Below are 24,854 nucleotides of genomic sequence, written 5' to 3'. Positions count from 1 at the left end.
TTTGATCACTTATAAAGTTGCACCAAGATCCAATGGGATTTTTAAAGACTGGTTTTGATTGTTTGATGTCATGGTCAGATCTAAATCAAGAACATGACGACCACCTTCAGATTCATAGAGAGAAATTGAATTTGGCATGACACGGGGTTCCCACTGCAAAATGGCATTTGCTGTGGCAGCTTTAAGCTGTAATGCCGTAATTTCATTAAACGGTGCATCAATCAGCTGTGGAATAAGCGAACCATATTCACGACGCATGACACGTGATCCAATTGGCGTGGTCAAAATATCGTGGATAGATTGACGGATCTGATCTAATTCATCGGCAACCATTGCGCCTTGCTCACGTGACATCATGGAATTGGTTCTCCAGAAATTCCCGAACCAGGTTGAATACCTGGGGTCTTATGACTGGTCAGGCTGATATCTCCAGCAGTGACATCATCTTCAGTGCTGAAATGACCGGTTGAATGACTGGATCCTTGCACAAGTTGACTGCCACCTACGGTGTGATTGCCACTAATGACTGTGCTGCCATTGGTGGTTTGATTACCGTTTAGGGTTAAATCACCATTAATAGTTGTATTTCCATTCACAATGACACCACCATCAGCAGTCAAAACAGCAGTACCGCCACTTGGTAAAATTGCAGACAGATGATGGGCTGATACGTCATAAGCGATGACACAACCGTCAGCAAACATGCGGATTTTTTGATTGAGATCATCAGAAGGTGCAGGGTGGTCGTCGTTATAAAAGCCGTACAAGACAAAACTTGTTGGACCGATTTCACCGCAGGGTGACACCACCACACATTCTTCACGTTCAGATGGCATATCCCAGGTGGTATCTGCACCTGCACGCACATTCATACAGCGAATTTCAGGCGTGTCGATATCGCCAAGATTAACAATGACTCGTGGAATTGGTTTAGACGGATTGATGGTCTTGATAGTTCCAAAACGAATTAGATTTTCAAGACGACGATTAAGGTCAGCACTCATGCCAACACTTTGCTTTATAGGTTTCTACATTTCAGCTGAGTGAAGTTGTATAAACCTATTTTCACAAGATGAAAGAATTTAAAGTTTGATATGTTTTAGGAATGAATCTTCAACCAATTTAATGTCTTGATCGGTAAAACCAAGTAATTCACGTTTTGGATAGACCACATCTGGTGCACCTTTTTCTGCACGATCTTTTAAACCTTCCTGGTGCACACGTGCAATTCTAGCGACACGACCGACAAAGCCAATTGCAATAGAATCAGCATTGCTGAGTACTTTTAAATTGCTCGTATTCTTTATTTTTGTGAACATTTTTCTTTTAATTTTGCCTTTTTGCTCACGTAGGCGTTTACGTCGTGGGGTATAACTAGATCCGTCAGGATTTTTCTGTTCAGAAATTCGCTTTCCTTGGCTTTTTCTTAAATCATGACCAATTTGTTTGGCAAGTCTTGCACGTTCACCCATCGACAGCCGTTCTAAGAACGGCTGAAGATAATTGGCCAATTCAAGTACATTGCTCATGGATTTTTACCTGGTGGCATAAACGCCATTGAATAACCTTCTTTTTTAGCTGTGGTCCATGATGCCAGTTCTTGACCAGATGAATCGGTCAGTGTGACGTTAGTCGGTTTTTCAAATGGTGTGTATTGCAGTTCAGCCGGATAACTGATTTCAAGTTTTCCTTCAGCATTCTTTTTCACAATCACACGTTCAGTCAATGGGATCTGGAAGTTGATATCGTACTTGCTGTTATCAATCAATTCAGCTTCAAAAGTAATCGCCTGTTTTGCTTTTTCATGGTTGGCCATGAGCTCAGATTGATGTTCTGCAATCCATGTGAACAGTACAACTCCGATCACATCAATATCACCAGCATAGTCTGTGATAATGACATCAAGCGTATATGACTGCTCAAAACTAAAACCGCCTGCCATTGTACTTCGCAAGCTGCCTTGGTTTGCAAAAATCAGCAAGCGGTCCTGATCGGGGCTTAGATCAGGAATCGCTTTCAGTAGATATTCTCTTAAATGATGTGGCTTTTTCATGCAGCTTTAGCACTCTTATAGTTTGGATCGAGGCGATTCATCACACGTAAAAACTTGCTGTCATAGCCTAGTTTTTTATAATTTCGGCCGTTATACAGTGTAAAAACCACATGCCAATTTTCTTGACGCAATGCATCGATCAGCTTCCAATGCTTGTCATCCACTTCACCAGATTTGTTTTCACAGTAACGAAGGAATGCTTCAAACTGCAGGCTTTCACTTTGTTCATGTTGAGCCACAAAATCTTGAACAGATTTATAGCCCAGGTCTTTCCAATTTTCACCCATCAACTGAAAACGGCCCCAACTTGCAGATTGCAATGCACATGATTCATCAAGCTGTTTGGCTTGGCTTAAACGTGTGTACTCAGCAGATCCACCGTGATATCCACCTGTTTTTGTATTTACAATATTCGGATGTTTGGCCATGAGTGCATTGGCTTTGGTTTTGCCGAATTTTTGACTCAAATAGAAATACATGCGATGACGTTCAAACAAAATTTTTGGCTTACCATTTGGCAAGTAACCTTCACCAAGTGTTTCAACTTCAGCAATGGCCTTGATCACGATGACCGGCACACCTAGACGCTTTGCACCTGCAGTCAAGTCACTTTCTTTTAAAAGTTTACTGATGTCTTCGCCACGTAATGCTTTTAATGTGTAATCGCCAACCAAGCCATCGACTTTCAGGTTTTTTAATTTTTGAAATTGAATCACGGCATATTCAGTATTTTCACCAAAATCACCGTCAGCTGACAGTGGCTTTTTATTTTTTCCTGTCATGCCGGCTTTGATGAGTAATTTTTGCAATTCAATAACAGCTAAACCTTTGGATCCAATTTTTAAAATACTCATGGGGTGCTCCGTAACATTGAAACGACATTGCCTTTACTGCGAAAAATAAAGATCAATAGGAATACAGCAAGAATTGAATCCCATATCGTGACTGGATCCTTGATGAAAATGATGTGAATGCTTTGTGCCAGGAATGCACCAATCAAAACAGTTGCGAATAATCGTAACGAACATGACTGCAGGTGTAGTCGGTCAAAACATAAAATACGAAATGCACATGCCACATAACAAAGCACGGCAATGATTGAAAAAATAGTTTGCGCCAATGGCGACAACATAAGTTGCATCATTTTTTATTCTCCTTTCCAAAGGTATTGGACAGGGCAGAAAAGAATTTAGACGTTGTATTGAATATTTCTGTCAGGGTGGATTTATTGACCCACGTCATGACTTTGACCAATACCGGTAAAGCAAACATACTGGTGAAACAAGCGATCACCGTGTGACTGTTTATACCTGTACGATTTGAAATTTCAGGTGCTAAGGCATAGCCCAGGGCAACGGATAACATGAGCGAAAAAATACGTTTTCCATAGCTCAATGACTCTTGGGTAAATGCTAAAAATGCTGCACCAATTACGGCACCAAACAGTGCATCACCATTCACGAATGGAAGGAGTGATACCAATCCTGCAGAAGCGGTAATTGCGACAGTGGTTGATGTGGTTGGTTCAGCCATATTTTTGTTCTCAGTCCCAAAGCTGAATGCTTTGCGTTTTATTTTGTTGGGTTTGAATTTCTGGTAACTGAACCTTGGTACCCATCGGAAGAAATGGACCAAATGCAGACAGATGTGGATTGGCTTCAAGTACTGCTTCGACCACACCAGATGAGCGTCCATAATTGCGCCAACAAATAGCGTCAACCGTGTCATCTTGAAGGGCATAAACAGTTTTCATTTAGACCAGCTCCACATTCAAACGACGAATTTTTTTTAAATCACGAATGGCAAAGCGCAGATCACGACGATAGTCATCAATGGTTGGTGTCAATTCATCAGCTTTTTGGCCACCATTATTTGTGGTGTCATAAGCGCGATATTGTTCATTCAGTTCAGCACCAACAGCTGCAGCAACGGCACGGAAATATAAAACTTCAGTAATCGGTTTTGTGGTGGTACCTGAAGTAATGGTTTTTGTGCTGAGTTCAGCAAGTGTGGCTGCTTTTGATGTGAGTGATTCAAGTTGATCATTCACTTCAATGATGGCTGATTCGATGGCAGGGATTAAACGCTCATTGGTGACACTACTATCAAAGCGCAATTTTTCACGAATGGCTTTTGAAGAAATTTCAGGAAAGAATTCTTCACTGGTGATGACAACTTCTTCATTGTTGCGGTTGCCGTTTGCAATTAGTCCGGTCATTGTCATTCTCAAATAGTTGAGGGGTGGAGAATTGAGTTTGTAATTACACATAAAAATGTCATTACAGCGTCAATTCTGCCCCTCGGTTGGCGCGGGGCACTCGTTACGTCGGATGAAATTGCAAGTTGCCTTGGTCATCGACGACCTGTGAACCATCTGCATTCAGCATGGGTTCAGGTGAATTTTGTAATTGTTCTTTGTAGAGCTTTTCAGCTTTTTTAAGATCTGTTTTACCGCCACAGTTTTCATTTTTTGCAATCGCCATTTTGATAAATGCTACTGCTTCGGATCCACGGTCTAACTGCAAGAAAGTCCGACCAATTGCCAGATATAATTTGGCACGGATCTGGTCGTGCATATCATGGTTGGCAGTCAGTTGATCCGCTTTTTCAAGAACATCAAGTTTAAATACTTGGCCATCCTGATAGGTTTTGTGTGCTGCATTACCAATTTCCTCAGCAACAATACTTGCAGTACTGCGACTAAATGAGTCAGGCATTTTTAGCTCATTTTGCAAAGCATATTCAGCAATGCTTAAACCTTGATTGAATAGACCACAGTCAAAGCACCACACCATGATGGTGGTAATGACTTCATCCTGTTCAACTTTTGCGCCTGACTGAACAATACCCAACACATAAGGCATGTGCTTTGGAATCAGTTCTTTTTTCGCTTCAGCACGTTTTTCTTGTGACTGAATTGAACGTAAAACATGAATATCGTTTTTGAGTTCGGTCAGTTGTAATTGGTAGACGCTTGCGTCTGGACGTACACCACCAAATTCGTCAGCCTTGGCAGCTTCAATTGCTGCCAAAGCCTGAAGGCGATGTCGTCGAGCTGGACTCAACATAAATCACCTATTATTGAATTGTGATGCCTTCAACCAATGCAACTTTTTCGTATGCTTCAATCACATACGCTTCATTGGAAGATTGATAATCTTCAATGCGGTTTTTGCTTGGTTTTTCTTGGATGTAACGACGTTTTGCATCTTTTTGATAGTAGATTGACAGGTTGTCAAAAGACGTGATCAAAAGTGCATTATCAGGGAAGTGTGGTACACGTGCTGCAGGTAAACCACCGATTTGTTTTTGGCTTAATAAAACCTGACCAGCCAATACATTGGTATTGTCAGACGCATCATTCACGATTGGGAAGTTTTTGTCAGCCAACAGTGAACGACCACAGATCACGACGAGATCCGTATCATCTTGGTGAACTTCATCAATTAATTCATTGACTGCATCGACCACCAAAGCATCTAGGTTTTTATATGTACCAGCTGCACCCACGGTGACTGTTGACATCACACGATCAGGTGCATTAGTACGAATCTTTTGCAACCAACCAATATTCACGTCTTGCAATTTTGTATTTACAGTACGATCAGTTGTTGCTGCTGCAGATGTACCGTTGAAACCGATCATGATACGGTCCAAAGCAATTGCTTTAGCAACGGCATTAGTCCAACGTTGATGGAAGTCTGCGAAAACTGACCAAGCATCAAGTTTTGCATATGGAATCGCCACATCAAAATCAGTCTGCTTGCATTCGTATTTGTCTGAACCTAAACCAGTCGGATCAGTTGGAGTACGTTCACCATTGCCTGATGTATCAGTACGACCTGCAATTGTTTTATTGACAGATAAACCAATTGCTTCACCTGTTTGAGTATCGACAGGCATGACATTAATTTTTTGAAGAAATTCGCTTGAAGCCTGAATTTTTTCTTCCATTTTTTGAGCTGGTGCAGGTGCGACTGTAAATTGCACCTGTGCAGATTCAACACCGTTCAGTTCAGCAACTTTGGCTAAACTATGATTGAATTTTTTACGTGTATCGTTACGCATTTTTTTCTCGCTTATAAGCAATATTTATAGACTGCTGACAGTATTGAAACTATTAGCACTCGATTTGTTCAGAGAAGTTGCCAGTGTTTTCAGGTGCAGGTGGTGTACCTGGGTTTTCTTCACCTTCTAATTTGGTTTTTAGATCATTGAAGTCTTCTTCGAATTTAGAATGCTTGGTTTTAAGTTCCGAAAACTCAGTTTCGACCTTTTGCAATTTGGTCTGACTTGCGCCAAAGGTTTTTGCAATCGCTTCTAGCGAGTCAGATACTTCTTTGAATTGGTCTTTATTTTTATTGTCTTGTTGTTCTTGTTGTGGCTTCAACCAATCCAAAACTTTAGAAAACAGGCCTTTTGCTTCTGTCTCAGGATCAGGACTGTCTTCAAACTGGAGATCCACTTCTTCAGCAGCAGTAAATAAATTGTCTTTATGCTGTTTTTTTGAAGTGAATGGGTTTGCTTCAGGATTCTTAGAAGCAAATTCCATAATTTGTGTACCTAATGAAGCAGGCGTATCAGTGAATGCGATACCGACCAAATAAGCTTCATTGGTGTCAGCAAAACTTGGATTTACTTCAATAGAATTGAAAAGTTTTTGTTTTTTACCGTGCAGTTCAATCAGATTGTCGAATGCTTCAAGCTGTGCATATAAGCACCATTTTTTTTGACCGTTAATGTCATCTTCTTGTGCTTTAAGTCCAAGTACTTTTGCATAGTTCCCAAATTCAGAACTTGGAGAAATTCCACGAATATGTTCGATATTCGCTAAAGCAGTATAAGTATTGGGGTCATAATTCTTGGCCATTTGTTGAATCCAAGAAGCTTCAATGATGCGACCATCAGTCGTAGCACCAGCGACAGCAACTCGGTAAAATTTGGATTTCTTCATTTCTGAATCCTGTGTCTATTGTCGATAGATAAAATCTATTTAAAGTAGTTAGCAGAATCGGAAGAACAGCCATAACATTCAATCAAAGTGGGTTGTATAAACACTATTTCACAATATCAGTGCAATGAATAAAAACTGATGTGTTGGCTTAATGAGCCAATGGATAATGCACTTAATACCCCGAAAAACGTGACCTTTGATAAGCGCCTTCTAGCAAAATTTTTGTATTGGATGGGGTGGCGAATCAGCTCGATTGCAGATCACATCGACGAACCTGATAAAAATGTTCATGCGTGGAAAACACGTGACGAATGGGATAAAGATGCACCTGTTGGTCGAGTCGGTGAAGCCTTAACTGCTCAATTGATCAAACTGATTATTCTTGAGAAAAAAACACCTGGTGATTACAAAGAAATTGATTTGCTCATGCGTCAGATGGAGCGCATGGCACGAATCGATAAATATTCTGATGGTGGCAATGAAACCGATCTGAATCCAAAACTAAAAAATCGAAATGCTGGACCACGTAAGCCAAAACAACCAAATGCACTGACTGAAGAACAAGTTGAAAAACTTCTTGAAGACTTTGATGACGGTTTATTTGAATATCAAAAAGTTTGGTACCGTGCTCGTGAACAGCGAAATCGTGCCTTATTAAAATCTCGTCAGATTGGTGCGACTTTTTATTTTGCACGTGAAGCATTGATCAAAGCTGTCACCACTGGTCGAAATCAAATTTTCTTGTCTGCATCGAAAGCGCAGGCACACGGTTTTAAAACGTACATCAAAAACTTTGTCATGCAATCCATTGAAGTGGATCTGCAAGGCGATCCAATTTCAATAACGCTGCCATGTGGTAATACCGTTCAGCTGATTTTCTTGGGGACCAATGCAAAAACAGCTCAGTCATACCATGGCGACTTGTATTTTGACGAATTCTTCTGGGTGCATGGCTTTGCCACCTTAAAAAAAGTGGCATCGGCAATGGCTGCCCAAAAACAATATAAAAAGACCTATTTCAGTACACCTTCTAGCAAAACTCATGAAGCCTATGCATTCTGGACAGGGGACGCATTCAATAAAGGTCGCAGCAAAGAAAATCGAATTGATATCGACACCAGTCACGCAAAATTAAGAGACGGTGCTTTGTGTGGCGACAAAATGTGGCGACATATCGTCAATATTCAGGATGCTGAACGCCAAGGCTGTGATCTATTCGATATTGATGAATTGATTGCTGAAAATAGTCCTGAAGAATTCGCCAATTTATATATGTGTGAATTTGTCGATGATGGTCATAGTGTCTTTCCACTGTCCATCATTCAGCCGTGTATGGTCGATTCATGGGAAGTATGGTCCAAAGATTTTAAGCCATTGGCATTGCGTCCATTTGGTAATAAACCAGTTTGGATTGGATACGATCCAGCAGAAAGTGGCGACAGTGCAGGGCTTGTGGTCATTGCACCACCTGAACCTGATTATCCTAAATTCCGACTGCTTGAACATCACCAGTTCAAAGGCATGGACTTTGCCAGCCAAGCGCAATACATCAAAAAATTAACGACCAAATATAACGTCAAATATATCGGATTGGATAAGTCCGGTATGGGTACTGGTGTGGCGCAATTGGTTCTTGATTTCTTCCCGAATCTAACGACCTTCAATTATAGCGTCGATGTCAAAACACAATTGGTCATAAAAGCCATGGATGTGATCAACAAAGGACGCTTTGAATTTGATGCTGGATCCACAGACGTGGCCATGTCGATTATGGCGATTCGTAAAACACTGACGGCTTCACAAAGACAAATGACATTTGAAGCATCACGTGCAGAAAACATTGGTCATGCTGATTTGGCTTTTGCCATTTTCCATGCCTTCGCAAATGAGCCTTTGACCCTTGATGACCAAACAAAATCTAAAAAATCCTCTATGGAGATTTACTAATGTCCGACAGCAAAGTGCAGGCATTTACCTTCGGTGATGCTGAACCGGTGATGAATGGCCGTGACTTATCACAGTTCTATGAAACATGTCTGTGTGGCAATTACTATGAACCACATATCAGTATGAACGCTTTGGCAAAATCCTTTAAGGCAATGCCATATTTGTCGACTGCAGTGTTTTATAAAAAGAATCAACTGGTGTCTTCATTCACGCCAAATAAATTGATCAGCTCATCTGAATTTGAACGAATAGCTTTTGACTACTTAGTATTTGGCAACGGCTATTTGCAACGGATCGACAATCGTTTGAATGAACCACATCACTATGATGGGCTCATGGCCAAGTACACCAGACGCATGAAAAACTCGAATGAATTTTTGCAGCTGCTCAATGGTTTTGAAGAACACATTTTTAAACCTGGTACCGTTTGCCATATCAAGGGCATCGATGTCGATCAAGAAATTTATGGCACGCCCGAATATATCGCTGCACTTCAATCCGTTTGGCTCAATGAGTCAGCAACTCTATTCCGTCGCAAGTATTACAACAACGGATCTCATGCCGGCTTCATCCTATATATGACTGATCCTGGTGTAGATGATGCAGATGTGGATGCATTGAAACAAGCGATGAAAGATTCACGTGGTCCAGGTAACTTCCGAAATTTATTTCTGCATGCACCAAATGGAAAAAAGGATGGTTTGCAACTGATTCCAATCAGTGAATTGGCTGCCAAAGATGAATTCTTAAATATTAAAAATGTCACACGTGATGATGTTCTTGCATCCCAACGTACACCGCCACAACTTCTCGGAATCATTCCATCCAATGCAGGTGGCTTCGGATCTATCAGTGAAGCACGTGAAGCCTATTGGTATTCCGAAATTGTTCCACTTCAAAATTTATTCGCCAACACAGTAAACGAATGGGCAGGTGATCAGATCATCCGCTTCAAAGAGTTTCATCAACTTCAATTCAAACAGGAAAAACAATAATGAATATTGCTTTGGCAATTAAAAATTGGAAATTCATCGTGATGGCTGCCTTGGCCATCGCTTTGGCATTTTCAGTCACCAGCTGCACAAGTAAGTCACATCAAATTGATTTACTCGAATCACAAAAAACTTTAGCTGAAACACAACGTGATTTGCTTGCATCGCAACGTGCCAATGAAGTGCATGAAGTAGAGCAGGCATGGTCGCAAGAACTTTTGGAGTCAGAACGAAATGCAAATAAAAACTTACAAGTTGCGTTGGCTGCTGCCAGTGACAGTGCTTTGGCTGTTGACCGGTTGTCAAAGCAGATCAGTGATACAAACAAACGTTTGTCCTCAGGTACCCATGAAGCCATCGTTGAATATGGAAAGACCTGCAACTTCGTACTCAAAACAATGGCAGACCGTGGTGGAGCAATCGCAGCAGCAGCTGATGGACACGCAATTGATGCAGAACGATTAGATCAGGCATGGCCACAGCAGGTGAAGCCAGATAAACAAAGATAATCACAGTATTTACACGAAAATAAAAGTCCTCCATGTGTGAGGGCTTTTTTTTGGCCAAAGTTTCTAAAACTACAGAATCCGGTTCAAGCCGGGCGGTTGACCCCCCACCTCACCTGCCCAGTAAATGTGTCGAATATTCAACAGATTTGTGATCCCAACCGATGACCCTCTAAGCCACAGCAGTACTGGTGCATGACACAGCCGAATGTCCAAAATTCAGTTCTACATAATTCAACATGGATTCTATGAATGCCTACAACTTGCGATTTATCAAAAGTTTCTTCAACTCAATCAATAGTGCTTAAAAAAGGTTAGAAACAGTAAAATGAAAGGTTTTTACTATTTAAGTATCTGATATTTAATAATTAAATTTCTAACCATATAAAGGTTAGAAGTGGTTAGAAAAAAGTTATAAAAGTTAAAATATTTATATAAAACAATAATATAAAAGGTTAGAACTTCTAACCAAAATTAGAGGTTAGAACTAACCATAATCTAACCATTTTCTAACCTTTTTGAAATTGTAATTAATTTATATAAATCAAATATTTGAATACTGTTTTATAAATTTCTAACTTTTCTAACCTCTTTTTTTTCTCACCTGAAATTTTCAAAATTATCAAAATCACATTAAAAAAGCCTTTTCCAAACGTTGGCCATTGCTGTCATATATATGTGTGTGATCTCTACATCTGATATATTTTCTGTACTGTTATTTGAAATCTGACCAAGATGGCGTGAGTTCAAATCCTGAAACTGAAATAGAACTCATATTTGGCGTGAAATTTTTAATTTGTTATACAGATGTTATACATAAGTGATTTTTTGGAATAATTTACCTTTTAAAATATGTGTTTATTTGATTAATTAGGTAGCCGCCACCTCCACCAAATTCTTAAATTTATATGAAGTTACATAACTAAATATGACTAAAAAAGCCTTAAACATCAGTGTTTAAGGCTTTTTTTATGCATATACATAAATAGCCACGAATATGTATAGTCTTGTATTGTTTGTATGGTGCCGTGTATATTTTGAGTTGTAATGAAATCACCATACAAGGCTTTAACTATGAAAAGAGTCGATATAAAAAAATATCCTTTATCTGATACTACTCTTGCAAGTTTAGAACCTGAAGAAAAAGAGTATCGTGTTAGAGATAGCAATAATCTATATTTCACTGTTCATAGTAAAGGAAACAAACGCTGGGAATTAAGATATAAAAGACCAAGCGATGGTAAATGGACATGGTTGGGTTTGGGAGGATATCCGTCAGTCGGGGGAAGACTTGCAAGAAAAAATGCTGAAGAAATGAGAAAATTAATTTCAGAGGGGATAGATCCAAAAATTGATAGAGAAAATAAAAAGCAAGCCGGTTTATTAAGCAACTCATTCACATTTGAACAATTAGCTATAGAATTTTGTTTAACTAAAACATGGACAGAGGCAACTAGAGTTAGAAATGAAGGCGCATTAAAAAACCATATTTATCCAATCATGGGAAAACTGGATTATAGAAAAATAACAAAAAAGGCATGGTTAGAGTTATTTCAAGCGATTCAAAAAAAATTACACCCTAAAACAAAAAAACCTATTGTTGAAATGGGTAAAAGGCTATGTACATTATGCAGAGAGATTTATGATTTTGCAGAAGTTACAGGTCGTATAGATTACAATCCAGTCACTGGTATTACAAAATTTTTGGACAAACATGAAAAGCAAAATATGCCACATGTTTCAGAAAAAGAGATGCCAGAATTATTGAAAAAAATAAGAGCATATCCAAATCGAATGACGGCTATTGGATTAGAATTGAGTGTTATGTTAGGTACCCGTCCATCAGAAATGAGGCAAGCTGTATGGGAAGAATTTGATTTTCAGGAAAATCTATGGTCTATCCCCGCACATAGAATGAAAAAAAGAAAAGAGCATATTATCCCTTTACCACTGCAAGCCTTATCACTTCTTAACGAGCTAAAAATAATCACTAGTGATTCTTTATTCTTGTTTCCTAGCAGAAGTACCAAGAAACAACCCATTTCCAATAATACATTTAATAAAGCCTTAAAGTCATTAGGTTATCAAGGACGCCAGACTCCGCATGGGTTTCGGCATATTTTAAGTACTACTCTGAGAGAAAAAGGCTTTAGAAAAGAATATGTTGAGACTGCCTTAGCTCATGCTGTTGGTGGAGTTGAAGGCGTTTATAATAAAGCTCTTTATTTGAAACAAAGAACTAAAATGATGCAAATTTGGGCAGATTATTTGGATGCATTAATAAATAATCAACATTTTAATTTTGATACTGAGCAATTTGATGTCATCGATAATTTAAATACTTTGACTTCTGACAAAGTTAAGGTATCTCAATTAAAATTATTTATTCTTGATATGTTGAAAGATGAAAATGATTTAGCATCTTAGAGCGACGTGATCTATTTGTCTAAAATCTTATTGGCGCTATATCTACTCTAGTTTTACATTCTGAATTCTATGGTCTAATATGATCTAAATTGTCTAAGCTCAAATTGAGCATTAGACAATTTAGACTTCATTAGATATTACAATCTACGGTCAAAGCCTTACCATGTATATATTTTAGTTGTTTTAGGCAATTTAGATGTTCTCAAGAGCTTTATTAGTCAATGAGATATATTCTTTTTTTCCGATTTCTTCAATATTGATATAATCAGCTTCGATTAAGTATTTTAGGGCTGCATCTCTTAATTGAGCAGTTTTTACTTTCCTAACATTTTGATTAATGCTAGATTTTAAAATTACTTTATTTCCACGTTTATATTGCTCTTTAATCCAAGAGAATAGTATCTCACTATCTGTTTTTTCACCCTTATTATAATATATTAGCCATTGATTTAGAGAATACTTACATATATCAATAGCATTTCTCATGATTTTGGCATCAATTATATTTTTAGATTCAAAAAAAGAAAGAATAGCCGCAACTCTTAAAACATATTGTTTTGTTCGTTTTGCATTTGCTTGAATAGAATAATATAAACCATCTTTTTGAGATTCAAAATTAATATAATTTTCATATTCAATATGAATATCATCAGCTTCGTCATTTTTCATAATAACTTGTCTTTTAGCTGTATCAATAGTTAAATTTATTGGGTCAAGCAGTTCCCGACATAAGCTCCAATACATATTTATATCATTATCATCATAAGACTTTAATTTACGATTATTTTTTGTGATTTCCTTAAAAGGCAATGATTCAGGTGCAGCAAATAAAAATCTTGCAAAAAAACCTTGTTTTTTACACATTTCATTTTCAAGAGATGGTCGTGCAACGACGTCTTGAACCGCTATATCCAAACAAAAGCGTTTATTCATAACAAGAGTACTATCATCACCCCCTAAATTTGTAGTTACTGATCCTCGATCAACTAAATCTGTTAATGTGCTTAAAGCATCTGATTTCGTATCACTTTGCAAAGAATAACCGCCAAACAAATAACCGCCTTCGCCCGTGCTCCAAATAAAACTCGAAGAAGGGCTAATACTCATATGCTTTAATACACCTTGCGTGGTTGCTCTTACAAAAATTGATTGAGGACTAATCGGACGTTCACCTTTGTTTTTTTGATGTGCTATTTTCCATGCGATTATTTCTTCATTATAATTTTGCATATTCGTATTATCGACTTCGATTGCAATTTTTGCAGCATCATCTTTACATACATCTTTTCCTTCACCTGAAGCAAAAACTGTCAATACAGCTAGACTTGCCGGCTGTCCACTTTCTTTTTTATCGCTTGGCGCATTAATAAATTTTTGTGCGATAAATGACATTTGAGCTAAATATGTTTGAGCTGCGACTGCAACAGGAACATGATGATAAAAAGCAGATTTTTGAATCGCATTAGCAATTATTTTTGGAAAGGCATAAATTGGATATTCTTCAAATTTTTCAATCAATTGGTCTTTAGATAATTCAGATAAAAGAATATTACTCATTTTAATATTCCTCTCTTTCAGATTTTTTTAACTCAAGCCACTCCTGTAGCTCTTTAATATCAAAATATGCATGAGCTTGACGTTCTTTTGAAAATTTTATAGGTCGAGGAAATGATGGATCTTTCTGTTGTAACTTTGTCAGACCATCACGTGTAAGACTCAATAATTCGCAGACTTCTTTTTTTGTCTTTAGCATTTCAATTCTCATGTAAAAAGTAGATACATGCATTTTTATAAATAATCAAAAAAAGAGTAATGCTCTTAAACCCACAAAAAAAACAGGCCTAGATAACCTTGACATAGTGCAAGAAAAACTATAAGCAATTTTTGGTTTTTATATATTCCCTTTCTTCAATATTATTTTCTTTCGTTGTAAACTGTAATGTATAGCTAGTATTTGAAATATTTTTATTAGAATTTTTAAGGATATTATTCAATTGAGTATCATCCATCTGTTTATCGAATATTAGAGAAACCAGCTCGCAAATAATTTCATTGGGAATTTCTATTTTATTTCCAGATTCAAAAATATTCCTTAACTCCCTAACAAAATAATTAATATTTATGTTTTTTTCTTTTGGATTTAATTCTCTTTTACTTTCATACATATTTTTTACATCTTGATAGTAATTTTCAAAAATTTTCTCAAAAACTACAAGGGATTTTATTTTGTCGCCTATTTCCAAGTTGAGTAATTCCTCTTCTTTATCAAAATCATTAGGTGCAATAATATTTAATATCTCTCCTAAATTTTTTATTGCTCTATCATTAAACCAAAACTCAAAATCATAAAGTTCTTCTGCATTATCTATAAAACTTTTAAAAACGACTTCTAGCTTTTTTATTTTTTTATTAATAATTTCTTCTTCATTCTTAATTCTATTAATAAAGTATTCAGATGAATTATTACAAATAGTTAATATCTTAATTAGATCAGCCACACAAAGCTCACTCTCCTTAAAATAATCAAAAAAAACTATATTACTGAATATTCTGTGCAATAGTTCAATATTCTCACTAATGCTAATTATTTTTTCAGCCCCAATTTTCTTTAAATAAATCAATAAAATATCAGGTTTTTTAAAATAGTTTTCAACTAGATAAATTTTTAACTTATTGTTATATTCATTTAACTTTATAATATTATCTTTATGTTGATCACTAATTATTTCAGGTGGTGTCAATAACTTTTCCAGTTCACCATTTTTCATAATATCGCCCTTTAACTTATAAATTAGAGAAACCCTTATTGTTAAGTATGAAAACTACTCAGCTGTAAATTCATCTTGCTTACCAACATGTTTAACACTTTGATGATTTAAACAACAAAAAAAGTAGTTACTGATATAAAGAAGGGGATGGCAGTACTCGTCATAAATCTCATTGTTTTTACATTAAAATCAACCGAGTATTTTTGTGAATATCTTTTATATTTCAATGTGAAATACAGACTTGATATAAAACAAGCGATTAGAAAACTTATCATCATGACCATTCGGTAATAGTCAATGGATAGGTCTGTTCCTACTGTAAATTTTTGAAATTGGTAATAGTTGCTTCCTGTCAGAAATGTACAACATAGCAAACCCAAACCTATTGAGCGATATTCTGTATTTTTATCCTGATCTTTGTATAAAACCTTGGTAATCATCATGCTTAAAGTAAGAAAAAGTGGGATCAAAATAACTATAAAACTGACAAGTAAATTTCTAAATAACCAAGATTTAATATCTGGATCATTTCTAAATTGATAGATATTCAAAAATGGGAAAAAGACCACTGGAAAGAAATACACATAGGACAGCTTGAAAGAATCCATATTTTTAATCATGAGTGATCACGGTTCCTGCTATATAGTCTAATTTCACTGCTTACTCTCTGGAAATAAAGTCACATTTTGAAGTGTATTATTTAATTAAAACCAGTATAAAACTTCTCAATCAACTGGCGTGTCTTGACCAGCAAATTGCTAAACACGTTCTCCCGCTCAAACAGCTTAACCTTATAGTTTGGTAAGTCCTTCAACTCTTCTTTACGTGGTAGGCGTTTGGTGAACTCATAATGCTCCAGAACCTGCTTCATGGCTTCTGGTTTCAGGTTTTCTTCTTTACAAAGATGCTGATAGGCCTGTTCTTTTTCAGCATCCCAGAATTCAGAAAAAGCCGTTTGGACGCTCTGCCCATTGATCATCTTCGGCATGTTTTCTTCAATGAATTTTTGAATGAGGTCTTGCTTATCGTGCAAGCTAATATCGCTACTGATTAAATCGTAAATTTGCGCTTGGTACTTCTTACGCTTGTCCTCTGAGTCTGTATCAACAACAAGCTGTAGCAGGTTGATGATATAACCAACATTAATGCGATCACTATGCAGTAAATCCAGTTGAAAATCGACATCATCCAGTACCGATACTTTGTCTCTCTTGGTGGTTTTTCTAACGGCACGACATAGGTCAGCATACTTAGAGGCGAAGTTTGCAAAGTGCTGCTTATCAAGTTGTGTTTGGTCTTGATCGTATTCAATAAAAGTTTGTAATTGCGCGTTATAGCGCATCACTTCACGGAAAGCTTTAATAAATTCGAGTTGCTGTTCTTCAGTGACAAGATCATCGACTGATTGGTAATTGGGCGTTAAGGCAAACAATTTGCTCACCGCTGCTTGGTAATCCTGTTCGATTTCCGCATAGCTGGGAACAAGTACAATCTTGGTCGTTTCTTTATTGGAAAATAGCGCCAGTGCTTCATCTGTGGCGCGTTTCAGGTTGCGGAAACAGATGATATTGCCAAATGGTTTTTTATCGTTATAGACACGGTTGGTGCGTGAGAATGCTTGAATCAAGCCATGATATTTTAGGTTTTTATCGACATACAAGGTATTTAGCGGCTTAGAGTCAAAGCCCGTGAGGAACATATTGACCACGATTAGAATATCTATCTGTCTGTTTTTTACGCGCTGTGCAATGTCGCGGTAGTACGCATAAAATTGATCACCAGAATTGTAGTTGGTTTTAAACTGTCGATTGTAATTCGCAATGTAGCGATCCAGCTTATCCCGACTGGATGAATTGACCTGACTTGGAATATCTGCGGCTTCTTCGTGAATCAAGCCAGTTAAGTCATCAGTCGGTACAGCCTCATTTGCAGCATAGGAAAAGATGGTGGCAATGGTCAACGGTTTAAATATCCGACCTTGTGCTTCATCTTCAATTTGCTTATCAGCCTGCACTTTTTCAAAGATGTCGTAATATTGGGTCAGTGTTTCGACCGAACTGACACAGAACATCGCGGTAAATTCACGATTACGGGTTTTGGTATCGTGAATATTGACAATGTAGCGGGCAATCATTTCTAAGCGTTGCGGATTGTCATACAGTTCTTTGGTATCAATGCCTTCTACATCTTCCTCATAACTGTCATTCGTCGCCATGCCTTTGGCGGTGTATTTGCCACGATAATCAATTTGGAACTGCAATACGTTACGGTCGCGGATCGCATCGACAATCACGTATTTATGCAAACACGCATTAAACAGGTAATCTGTGGTGAGTTTTAAACCTGCTTTGCTTTGGCTGTTCTTTTCAAAAATAGGCGTACCAGTAAAACCAAACATTTGGGCATTGCTGAAGAATTTTTTGATGTTCTGATGAGTCTCACCAAATTGACTGCGATGACATTCATCAAAGATAAAAACCACTTTTTTATTTTTAAGATAATCAATCGATTCTAAATAACGGTCGGTGCTGATGGCTCGATTGAGTTTTTGGATGGTGGTCACAATCAGTTTGTCATGACGTTGATCCAGCTGTTTCACCAAGGTCGATGTGTTATCGGTGCTGTCCACGCTGTCGGCTTTAAAAGCATTAAATTCGCGTGAGGTTTGCGTATCGAGGTCGTTACGATCCACCACAAACATGACTTTTTCCACATCAGGCATTTGCATGATGATCTGACTGGCTTTAAATGAGGTCAGGGTTTTGCCTGAACCTGTAGTATGCCAGATATAGCCGTTCTGATCGGAGTTTTGCACATGCTCCACAATTTTCTGTACCGCATAAATCTGATAGGGACGCAGCACCATCAGGCTTTTGGTGGTTTCTAGCAGCACCATGTACTGGGTCAGCATTTGGGTCAGATGCTGATGATTGAAAAAATCTTCGGCAAAGTCGACAATTTCATTGATGTGTTTGTTATGGACATCGGCCCAGGGAAAGGCAAACTCGATGCCTGTGGTGCCGTTGGAGTAATAACGGGTATTGGCACCATTACTAATCACAAAAAGCTGAATAAAACCAAACAGCCCTTGCCCTGCCCAATAGGCTTCACGAATATAGCGTTGGGTTTGATTAAAGGCTTCGGCAATTTCCATGCCGCGTTTTTTCAGCTCGATCTGTACCAAAGGCAGACCATTGACCAGTAAAGTCACATCAAAACGGCTGGTACGGCCGTTATAGTCGCGGTGGTCAATCGTAATTTGATTGGTCACCTGATAGATGTTTTTGCTTGGGTCATCAGACAGGAAAAAGATGTGTTTGCTTGTACCATCATCAAATTTGACCGGGAAAAGATCACGCAGATTCTTGGCCCGTTCAAATACTGTGCCCGTATTTAAAAAACTGATGACCTGTTTCCATTCCGTTTCTGACAGGGGCGCAAGTCCATTGGCGCGTTCGACTTGGGTTTTGAGGTTAGACAGTAGTTGGCTTTCATCCTTGAGCGTGACTGAGGCATAACCCAGTTGTTTGAGCTGGCCAATCAGTTCATTTTCAAGTTGGTATTCGCTTTGTGCTGTCATTTCACCCTCTAATCTTTTAAATTATACACTTCAATCTTTATTATCTATAATCAAGAACTTAAGCAACTTCGATACCTTGCGCATCAAGATAATTATCTAACTCTTCTGAGTACGCATCATAATCTTGCTCAAACAATGCCTTGCTATAACTTAAACCACTAGGTAATTCAAATTGCTCATCAAGAAAATCATTAAATTCAAGATAGTCCTCGTAACGGTAACTTTGTGTGTAAGAGAGATCAATTTTAAGTAGAAGAAGAAGCAATATATATGATAATCGATCTGTTGTTTGTGCAATAATCTGAGCTAATTCCACTCCAACTGAATAACTCTTTGGAAGAATTTTGCCGTGAGATATCTCACCAACATTATTTCTCATCTCCCCCAGAAAACGTATCCATTGATTAAGTGCTGAAAAATAATTTTCTATGTCGCTTTTTGGCATTACATTTTCAATTGCTGAATGTTCGTAAATGCACTCCTTAGCTTTTTTAAACAAGCGCCCTAAATCCAATAAATTAATATCCTTGGCGTTTTCATACGGTCTAAGTTTTAAAATAATATTTTTAGCTATCGCTTCTATAAATGATTTACTACATTCAATCAGTGTATCTCCACACTGATTAGTTTGTTGATCAATTTGATTTAATAATCTTTCTAAATCTTGCAACCATTTATGTTTAGATGAATGTAGTGCTATAAGTTCTCTGGATTTTTTCATAACAAAACCTATATAAACATCTGCTGCAACAAGCCTTTTTTCCATTGTTTGGTTTGTTCAATTTGCTGTGCGACCATATCAATTTTTTGATCAATTGCAGATAAAAAGTTAGCAATTTTAGTTTGTTCAACAACACATGGAATATGAATTGGAATGATAGCTAGATCACCAGCATTATAAGAAGGGAGAGCTCCCACCTGAACAAAATTAGAAAACTTAATAGTATCTAAAAATTGCTTAATAAAATTTATATTCAATTTTGGATCAGGTGTAAAAGCCATCATGTTGTTATCTATTAAAAAATTAGTCGCCAAACGTTTACGTTCTAAAAAGACAGCAGCCCCAACCTTAGCAAAAATAATAGACTCATCAAGTATTACCTTCACTTTCATCTCTAGTATTGAATCAGCATCAACATAATTATTGGCCACAACCATTCTTTTTTCATTACCATAAGTATTCATATCTGAAACTTTGAAAAAAGGAACGCCTGTTTTTCCACCTTGGTATTTTTCTGGAAAACCCTGCCCAGATTTAAAAACCCCAAGGCTGCCCAGAGTTTTCTCCTCCCACTCCCCAAACTCACTACCATCATCCGCTTTAAAACGAATCTGCTGGCTAAACAGCTTTTGCATCATGCCTTGTTTATATTGGCTGAGTAGCTGATGTTTTTGCGTGAGTTGGCTGATCTTTTCATCGACTGCGGAAAGAAAAGAAGCGATTTTGGTTTGTTCTTCTTTTACTGGATATTTAAGTGGAAAAGCTAGTACATCACTTTTCGTAATATTTGGATCTTTACGGCTACTAGCTGCAAAGTTTTTCCAATCATCAACCTTATGGTTTAGAAAGGTTAGAAGAAAATACGAATCAATTTTTTCGTTAGGATAAATCGCTGATAATGCTTGATTACAGGCAGCCTCATGTACTAAAAGCCCAGTCCGACCGATTTGATTAAAACCACCATACATGGCTACAAAAACAGTCCCCTTAGGTAATATTTTTACAGATGTTTCTTTCAAAGCTATTTGAGAAATTTTCTCTTCTGTTTTTTCGATTAAACCGTTATTTAAATCAGTTGTTTTAACCCAAGCGATATCAGCATTTTCAAAAAAACGGTTATCACTGCGCAATGGTGTAGAGCCAGAAGTAACTTGAAAAATTTCTCCAATTTTAGATTGAAACCAATCCCCATCAAACTCTTTAAATCTTAACTTAGGTACAGCCATTACTTCACCTCCGCAAAAGGTGAAACAATGCCTAGCTCTTTGCAGAAATCTGCAATGATGGCATCGGTCTTTTGGCTGTCGTGTTCCAAAGCTTGAAGCTGTTTTGCAATCGCATCTAAATCAATTTCGGCTTCCGCTTCAAAAGTATCCACATAACGCGGAATATTGAGGTTGTAATCGTTATCTTTGACTTCCTGTAAAGTTGCTACATGAGCGTATTTTTCAATATTTTCACGCTTTTCAAATGCCGCAACAATCTTATCCAAATGCTCAGGCAATAACTTGTTTTGGTTCTTCTGCTTTTCAAAATCATTGCTGGCATCAATAAACAGAATATTGCCGCTCTGCTCACGGCTTTTCTTCAACACCAAAATACAGGTCGGAATTGAAGTGCCATAGAAAATATTGGCGGGTAAACCAATAATTGCATCCACCACGTTCATCTGTTCAATCAAATACTGACGAATTACACCCTCGCTCGAACCACGGAACAAGACGCCATGCGGTAACACCACCGCCATGGTGCCGTTGTCATCCAGTTGATACAGCATGTGCTGTACAAACGCCATATCGGCTTTAGAACTTGGCGCCAGTTTGCCATACGCAGCAAAGCGTTCATCTTGTAAAAATAACGGATCGGCAGACCATTTTGCAGAGAATGGCGGATTCGCCACCACCGCATCAAACTTTTTATCTAAATGCTGCGGACGAGTTAAAGTATTTTCCTGCTTAATATCAAACTTGGCAAAATGCACATCATGCAGAATCATGTTCATTCGCGCCAAGTTGTAAGTAGTACGATTCATCTCCTGACCGTAAATCATATCGACATCTTTCACTTCACGTTTTACCCGCAGCAATAACGAACCTGAACCGCAGGTCGGGTCATAGACTGAACGTAAACGCGCTTTGCCTTGGGTGACAATCTTTGCCAGTAGAGTCGATACCGTTTGCGGGGTATAGAATTCTCCTGCTTTTTTGCCCGCACCTGAGGCAAACTCACCAATCAGGTATTCGTAGGCATCGCCCAGTACATCGGCTTCGGTATTACTAATATCAAAATCAATATCATCTAAATGACTCAGGACTTTCGCCACCAGTGCATTACGGTCACTGGCATTATTGCCGAGCTTGGTCGAGTTTAGATCCAAATCTTCAAACAGGTTGGCAAAGTCATCGGCAGAGTCAGTACCTAACGTGCTTTGTTCAATCGATTTTAAGGTCGCAGTTAAATCATCCAGAATGAATTCGCCCTGACGACCACGCTCGGCTAAGGTATGGAATAGCTGTTTGGGTGTGAGCGCATAACCGACTTCGGCAATGGCATTCTTTTTAATTTCTTCGATGTATGGCACATGCTCAGCATTATTTTCATCTAATTCTAAAAAGCTGACCTCCTCACCATCGAGCAATTCATTGGCAAAGTTCACCGATTTTTCTGATAAATATTTAAAGAAAATAAAACCCAGAATGTAATCACGGAATTCATCGGCGCCCATGGTGCCGCGCAAAGTATTGGCAATATTCCAAAGTTGTTTTTGTAATTGTTGCAGTTGTACTTGGGTCATTGTTATGCATGTCCGATGAAATGAATAAAACATGACTAGTGTACCGAAAATTAAAGTTTTTTCAGCAAAATTGGAAATAGAAAGACAAAATTTGTCGCACTAAATGTATATCAATAATATTGATATATAAGGTTTTATTTGGATTTTAAAAGATTAACAGGCTCAACTATCATAATTTAAATTAAGGCTTATATCAAAATTACAGATGTTTGAAAAAATAGTTATAAGTAAAATAAATAACAAGACGGTTTGTTAAAGTTGGTTATATTCAACATCAATATACGCATTAATTAATGTCCAATCTTGAGTTTTTGAAATTTCACGTGGAAGCTCTGCTTCAAAGGATTCATAAAAATATCTACGCATACAATACTCAGTATAAGAATCCGCATAGGTTTCATAACGCGCGATTATTGTTAAGTCCATCACAGGCATTTGTGCTTGATCCCATCGTTGTCTTTTCCGACTGAAAAAGAATAGTTTCCCGAAGGTATATAAACGTCCCGCCTGCTGTCGATTGCCTCTGAATACTGCATAAACTTTAAAATAATTCTGCCATGCAAGAAGATCATTGAGCGCCTTAGTCTGATCTTTTTGGGAAATCACTCGATTGAGAATTTGGGTTAATTCTTTTTTTTGTTTCTCTATTTCAGATTTCTTAAATCTCCACGTCCATGAGAAATTCTTATTATTTTTACGGTAAAACTTAGTCTGATGTTCAGCATACTTTTTATGGCTTAACCGTACTAATTCAGCCTCACATTTCCCAAAATCTAAGCATAGATAAGGTTTATTCAATATGAAATTAAATTGTTCATTGTCTTTATAGTATTGACGGATAAAAGTTAATTCTTGCCCGACTGTAATTTTGTCCCAGATGACAGGTTCAAGTTCAGCAATTTTATCTTTTGATGTATATGCTGATATGGTTGTTGAAGTCACTTTGCCTATGGTTTCTTTGCTGTGACGATGGCTATTAGGGGTTTTGATCAACAAGACAAATAACCATGCATCTTTATAAAGAATGTCTTGAACAATGAGATCAGCAACAGGTAATCCTTGTTTTAGTCGATATGTTCTTTGCCGACTGGTTAAATTTAATGAATATCGTTCGGTTAATTTATGAATAATCTTTTCAATATCAATTTTACCTAACTCAGTTTGCACTATAAATTTGCAGTAAAAATATGATCCTCTTGTGACCTTATCTTGAATTTTTTGTGCGGTGTATTTTGTGTGGGGGCTGTAATCAATCATTCTACGTCATCCAACTATGCACTTTTAATGTCAATCAACAATCCACCTAAATCCAAATTTTTTCATTCATTTTTGAATTGTTCATCAACAATAATTTTCTCTACATTTCCCATTTTGCTGAACGCGTCAGCAATCAGCATTGATCAAATTGCGCTAGCACTGTCACCTCACGTTGTAAGGTGACAATAAAGTAGTTCCTAGTGCGCATTAAGAAACTTAATCAGCAAATCTTATACTTGTTTAAATAATATATCAATAATATTGATATATTAAATTTATTCTGGTAATATGACGGCATATCAATCGAATTGTGGATTGACCATCCATTCCAACTTTCTTTTTTTGAAGTTGTTTGAATGGCTGACCACCATTCAAAAACTTTGATACATATTGCCCTGAGTATAAGACTAACCATCTTCATACTGCCGATGTAGCGGACTGCTGGGGAAACCTCGCTCGGTACGTTGCAACGGGGGCTAGAGGATTGCAATATCCTTTTTCTATCCGTTCATTCACTTTTTAAGAGTTCCAAGCAAATAAAAAGTGGTTGGGCGACAAGGAAACGGGAGCCTATAAGCGATTTATCGTGAAATGGTCATTTGGTTAGTAATAGCCAAGTTAGGTGTGAAATTATGAAAATAGTGGAACATTGAAACCCTGTTCAAAGTGATACAGTTAGGAGCAGCATAGGATGTGCGATAGTCTCCGTTAATAGCTGAATGTGTATGCTTGATCGAACAAGTTTATTTACTTGGAAAAGTATGCTCATTTCCAATCACGATGGCTGCTGAGAGTGCCGTAAGGTACTAGGGCTTTGAGGCTAACGCTGGAAAAGCTGGCACCATTTTGCGCAAG

Annotated in this window: 23 protein-coding genes; 4 read left to right on the top strand and 19 right to left on the bottom strand. The window is 37.6% G+C overall.

Going from position 1 to position 24,854, the window contains the following annotated elements:
• Positions 1 to 9 precede the first annotated feature (9 nt).
• The 11 genes from ACSC9N_RS13245 to ACSC9N_RS13195 form a co-directional block, all read right to left on the bottom strand.
• Positions 10 to 357, bottom strand: coding sequence for a GPW/gp25 family protein (locus ACSC9N_RS13245; RefSeq protein WP_248603546.1), 348 nt, complete (start codon positions 355 to 357; stop codon positions 10 to 12).
• Positions 354 to 1,004 (bottom strand): phage baseplate assembly protein V, encoded by a 651-nt coding sequence (locus ACSC9N_RS13240; protein ID WP_439036057.1) that lies wholly within the window; start codon positions 1,002 to 1,004, stop codon positions 354 to 356. The genes ACSC9N_RS13245 and ACSC9N_RS13240 overlap by 4 nt, the downstream gene beginning before the upstream one ends.
• A 78-nt stretch (positions 1,005 to 1,082) precedes the next feature.
• Entirely contained in the window at positions 1,083 to 1,529 is a 447-nt protein-coding gene (locus tag ACSC9N_RS13235) for a phage virion morphogenesis protein (protein ID WP_439036056.1), read from the bottom strand.
• Complete coding sequence (locus ACSC9N_RS13230) at positions 1,526 to 2,053, bottom strand: phage tail protein (protein ID WP_439036055.1); 528 nt, start codon at positions 2,051 to 2,053, stop codon at positions 1,526 to 1,528. Before ACSC9N_RS13230 ends, ACSC9N_RS13235 begins: the two co-directional genes overlap by 4 nt.
• Complete coding sequence (locus tag ACSC9N_RS13225) at positions 2,050 to 2,907, bottom strand: N-acetylmuramidase domain-containing protein (protein WP_439036054.1); 858 nt, start codon at positions 2,905 to 2,907, stop codon at positions 2,050 to 2,052. The genes ACSC9N_RS13230 and ACSC9N_RS13225 overlap by 4 nt, the downstream gene beginning before the upstream one ends.
• 286 nt (positions 2,908 to 3,193) lie before the next feature.
• Complete coding sequence (locus tag ACSC9N_RS13220) at positions 3,194 to 3,586, bottom strand: putative holin (protein ID WP_155861801.1); 393 nt, start codon at positions 3,584 to 3,586, stop codon at positions 3,194 to 3,196.
• A 10-nt stretch (positions 3,587 to 3,596) separates the two neighbouring features.
• A complete protein-coding gene (locus ACSC9N_RS13215) occupies positions 3,597 to 3,806 on the bottom strand; it encodes a tail protein X (protein ID WP_005267282.1) in 210 nt (69 codons plus the stop codon).
• A complete protein-coding gene (locus tag ACSC9N_RS13210; RefSeq protein ID WP_194598191.1) occupies positions 3,807 to 4,271 on the bottom strand; it encodes a head completion/stabilization protein in 465 nt (154 codons plus the stop codon).
• Between the two features lie 103 nt (positions 4,272 to 4,374).
• Positions 4,375 to 5,121, bottom strand: a complete 747-nt coding sequence (gpM, locus tag ACSC9N_RS13205) for a phage terminase small subunit (protein ID WP_439036053.1) — start codon at positions 5,119 to 5,121, stop codon at positions 4,375 to 4,377.
• Between the two features lie 10 nt (positions 5,122 to 5,131).
• The gene (locus ACSC9N_RS13200; protein WP_005267272.1) at positions 5,132 to 6,121 is read right to left on the bottom strand and encodes a phage major capsid protein, P2 family; all 990 of its coding nucleotides are present in this window, start codon (positions 6,119 to 6,121) and stop codon (positions 5,132 to 5,134) included.
• A gap of 52 nt (positions 6,122 to 6,173) precedes the next feature.
• A complete protein-coding gene (locus ACSC9N_RS13195; RefSeq protein WP_439036052.1) occupies positions 6,174 to 7,007 on the bottom strand; it encodes a GPO family capsid scaffolding protein in 834 nt (277 codons plus the stop codon).
• 159 nt (positions 7,008 to 7,166) lie between these two features.
• On the opposite strand from ACSC9N_RS13195, the gene ACSC9N_RS13190 reads away from it, so the two are divergent.
• The 4 genes from ACSC9N_RS13190 to ACSC9N_RS13175 all read left to right on the top strand — a co-directional run bounded on the left by ACSC9N_RS13190 (position 7,167) and on the right by ACSC9N_RS13175 (position 12,879).
• Complete coding sequence (locus tag ACSC9N_RS13190; protein WP_439036051.1) at positions 7,167 to 8,954, top strand: terminase large subunit domain-containing protein; 1,788 nt, start codon at positions 7,167 to 7,169, stop codon at positions 8,952 to 8,954.
• Complete coding sequence (locus tag ACSC9N_RS13185) at positions 8,954 to 9,949, top strand: phage portal protein (RefSeq protein ID WP_439036050.1); 996 nt, start codon at positions 8,954 to 8,956, stop codon at positions 9,947 to 9,949. The genes ACSC9N_RS13190 and ACSC9N_RS13185 overlap by 1 nt, the downstream gene beginning before the upstream one ends.
• The gene (locus ACSC9N_RS13180; protein WP_439036049.1) at positions 9,949 to 10,455 is read left to right on the top strand and encodes a hypothetical protein; all 507 of its coding nucleotides are present in this window, start codon (positions 9,949 to 9,951) and stop codon (positions 10,453 to 10,455) included. Before ACSC9N_RS13185 ends, ACSC9N_RS13180 begins: the two co-directional genes overlap by 1 nt.
• A 1,071-nt stretch (positions 10,456 to 11,526) precedes the next feature.
• Positions 11,527 to 12,879, top strand: coding sequence for a tyrosine-type recombinase/integrase (locus ACSC9N_RS13175; protein WP_058952288.1), 1,353 nt, complete (start codon positions 11,527 to 11,529; stop codon positions 12,877 to 12,879).
• A gap of 192 nt (positions 12,880 to 13,071) precedes the next feature.
• Here the strand turns inward: ACSC9N_RS13175 and ACSC9N_RS13170 are convergent, their stop codons facing one another.
• From ACSC9N_RS13170 to ACSC9N_RS13135, 8 genes are all read right to left on the bottom strand, one after another.
• The gene (locus tag ACSC9N_RS13170) at positions 13,072 to 14,436 is read right to left on the bottom strand and encodes a DUF3987 domain-containing protein (RefSeq protein ID WP_395474901.1); all 1,365 of its coding nucleotides are present in this window, start codon (positions 14,434 to 14,436) and stop codon (positions 13,072 to 13,074) included.
• Position 14,437: 1 nt separating this feature from the next.
• Positions 14,438 to 14,632 (bottom strand): helix-turn-helix transcriptional regulator, encoded by a 195-nt coding sequence (locus ACSC9N_RS13165; protein ID WP_002047799.1) that lies wholly within the window; start codon positions 14,630 to 14,632, stop codon positions 14,438 to 14,440.
• Between the two features lie 118 nt (positions 14,633 to 14,750).
• Positions 14,751 to 15,647, bottom strand: a complete 897-nt coding sequence (locus ACSC9N_RS13160; RefSeq protein ID WP_058952286.1) for a hypothetical protein — start codon at positions 15,645 to 15,647, stop codon at positions 14,751 to 14,753.
• Positions 15,648 to 16,347: 700 nt separating this feature from the next.
• Positions 16,348 to 19,227 carry a type I restriction endonuclease subunit R gene (locus ACSC9N_RS13155; RefSeq protein ID WP_058952284.1) on the bottom strand — a complete coding sequence of 960 codons (2,880 nt, stop codon included), beginning with the start codon at positions 19,225 to 19,227 and terminating at the stop codon, positions 16,348 to 16,350.
• 58 nt (positions 19,228 to 19,285) lie between these two features.
• The gene (locus ACSC9N_RS13150) at positions 19,286 to 19,948 is read right to left on the bottom strand and encodes an abortive infection protein (protein ID WP_058952539.1); all 663 of its coding nucleotides are present in this window, start codon (positions 19,946 to 19,948) and stop codon (positions 19,286 to 19,288) included.
• An 8-nt stretch (positions 19,949 to 19,956) separates the two neighbouring features.
• A complete protein-coding gene (locus ACSC9N_RS13145) occupies positions 19,957 to 21,174 on the bottom strand; it encodes a restriction endonuclease subunit S (protein ID WP_058952283.1) in 1,218 nt (405 codons plus the stop codon).
• A complete protein-coding gene (locus ACSC9N_RS13140; protein ID WP_058952282.1) occupies positions 21,174 to 22,742 on the bottom strand; it encodes a type I restriction-modification system subunit M in 1,569 nt (522 codons plus the stop codon). Before ACSC9N_RS13140 ends, ACSC9N_RS13145 begins: the two co-directional genes overlap by 1 nt.
• 252 nt (positions 22,743 to 22,994) lie before the next feature.
• Complete coding sequence (locus tag ACSC9N_RS13135; protein WP_058952281.1) at positions 22,995 to 23,999, bottom strand: hypothetical protein; 1,005 nt, start codon at positions 23,997 to 23,999, stop codon at positions 22,995 to 22,997.
• Positions 24,000 to 24,854 lie beyond the last annotated feature (855 nt).

Origin of the sequence: Acinetobacter sp. PC34 (genome assembly GCF_051789135.1) — a bacterium.
GTDB lineage: Bacteria > Pseudomonadota > Gammaproteobacteria > Pseudomonadales > Moraxellaceae > Acinetobacter > Acinetobacter johnsonii.
The sequence above is the reverse complement of the archived record's forward strand: the minus strand, read 5'-3'. Positions and strand labels throughout refer to the sequence as shown.

Excerpts from the sequence above, each read along its gene's own strand:
- ACSC9N_RS13235 (WP_439036056.1), bottom strand. The coding sequence starts at position 1,529 with ATGAGCAATGTACTTGAATTGGCCAATTATCTTCAGCCGTTCTTAGAA.
- ACSC9N_RS13160 (WP_058952286.1), bottom strand. The coding sequence starts at position 15,647 with ATGAAAAATGGTGAACTGGAAAAGTTATTGACACCACCTGAAATAATT.
- ACSC9N_RS13245 (WP_248603546.1), bottom strand. The coding sequence starts at position 357 with ATGATGTCACGTGAGCAAGGCGCAATGGTTGCCGATGAATTAGATCAG.
- ACSC9N_RS13240 (WP_439036057.1), bottom strand. The coding sequence starts at position 1,004 with ATGAGTGCTGACCTTAATCGTCGTCTTGAAAATCTAATTCGTTTTGGA.
- ACSC9N_RS13220 (WP_155861801.1), bottom strand. The coding sequence starts at position 3,586 with ATGGCTGAACCAACCACATCAACCACTGTCGCAATTACCGCTTCTGCA.
- ACSC9N_RS13145 (WP_058952283.1), bottom strand. The coding sequence starts at position 21,174 with ATGGCTGTACCTAAGTTAAGATTTAAAGAGTTTGATGGGGATTGGTTT.
- ACSC9N_RS13195 (WP_439036052.1), bottom strand. The coding sequence starts at position 7,007 with ATGAAGAAATCCAAATTTTACCGAGTTGCTGTCGCTGGTGCTACGACT.
- ACSC9N_RS13215 (WP_005267282.1), bottom strand. The coding sequence starts at position 3,806 with ATGAAAACTGTTTATGCCCTTCAAGATGACACGGTTGACGCTATTTGT.
- ACSC9N_RS13230 (WP_439036055.1), bottom strand. The coding sequence starts at position 2,053 with ATGAAAAAGCCACATCATTTAAGAGAATATCTACTGAAAGCGATTCCT.
- gpM (WP_439036053.1), bottom strand. The coding sequence starts at position 5,121 with ATGTTGAGTCCAGCTCGACGACATCGCCTTCAGGCTTTGGCAGCAATT.
- ACSC9N_RS13210 (WP_194598191.1), bottom strand. The coding sequence starts at position 4,271 with ATGACCGGACTAATTGCAAACGGCAACCGCAACAATGAAGAAGTTGTC.
- ACSC9N_RS13180 (WP_439036049.1), top strand. The coding sequence starts at position 9,949 with ATGAATATTGCTTTGGCAATTAAAAATTGGAAATTCATCGTGATGGCT.
- ACSC9N_RS13140 (WP_058952282.1), bottom strand. The coding sequence starts at position 22,742 with ATGACCCAAGTACAACTGCAACAATTACAAAAACAACTTTGGAATATT.
- ACSC9N_RS13170 (WP_395474901.1), bottom strand. The coding sequence starts at position 14,436 with ATGAGTAATATTCTTTTATCTGAATTATCTAAAGACCAATTGATTGAA.
- ACSC9N_RS13225 (WP_439036054.1), bottom strand. The coding sequence starts at position 2,907 with ATGAGTATTTTAAAAATTGGATCCAAAGGTTTAGCTGTTATTGAATTG.
- ACSC9N_RS13190 (WP_439036051.1), top strand. The coding sequence starts at position 7,167 with ATGGATAATGCACTTAATACCCCGAAAAACGTGACCTTTGATAAGCGC.
- ACSC9N_RS13135 (WP_058952281.1), bottom strand. The coding sequence starts at position 23,999 with ATGATTGATTACAGCCCCCACACAAAATACACCGCACAAAAAATTCAA.
- ACSC9N_RS13150 (WP_058952539.1), bottom strand. The coding sequence starts at position 19,948 with ATGAAAAAATCCAGAGAACTTATAGCACTACATTCATCTAAACATAAA.
- ACSC9N_RS13185 (WP_439036050.1), top strand. The coding sequence starts at position 8,954 with ATGTCCGACAGCAAAGTGCAGGCATTTACCTTCGGTGATGCTGAACCG.
- ACSC9N_RS13165 (WP_002047799.1), bottom strand. The coding sequence starts at position 14,632 with ATGCTAAAGACAAAAAAAGAAGTCTGCGAATTATTGAGTCTTACACGT.
- ACSC9N_RS13155 (WP_058952284.1), bottom strand. The coding sequence starts at position 19,227 with ATGACAGCACAAAGCGAATACCAACTTGAAAATGAACTGATTGGCCAG.
- ACSC9N_RS13200 (WP_005267272.1), bottom strand. The coding sequence starts at position 6,121 with ATGCGTAACGATACACGTAAAAAATTCAATCATAGTTTAGCCAAAGTT.
- ACSC9N_RS13175 (WP_058952288.1), top strand. The coding sequence starts at position 11,527 with ATGAAAAGAGTCGATATAAAAAAATATCCTTTATCTGATACTACTCTT.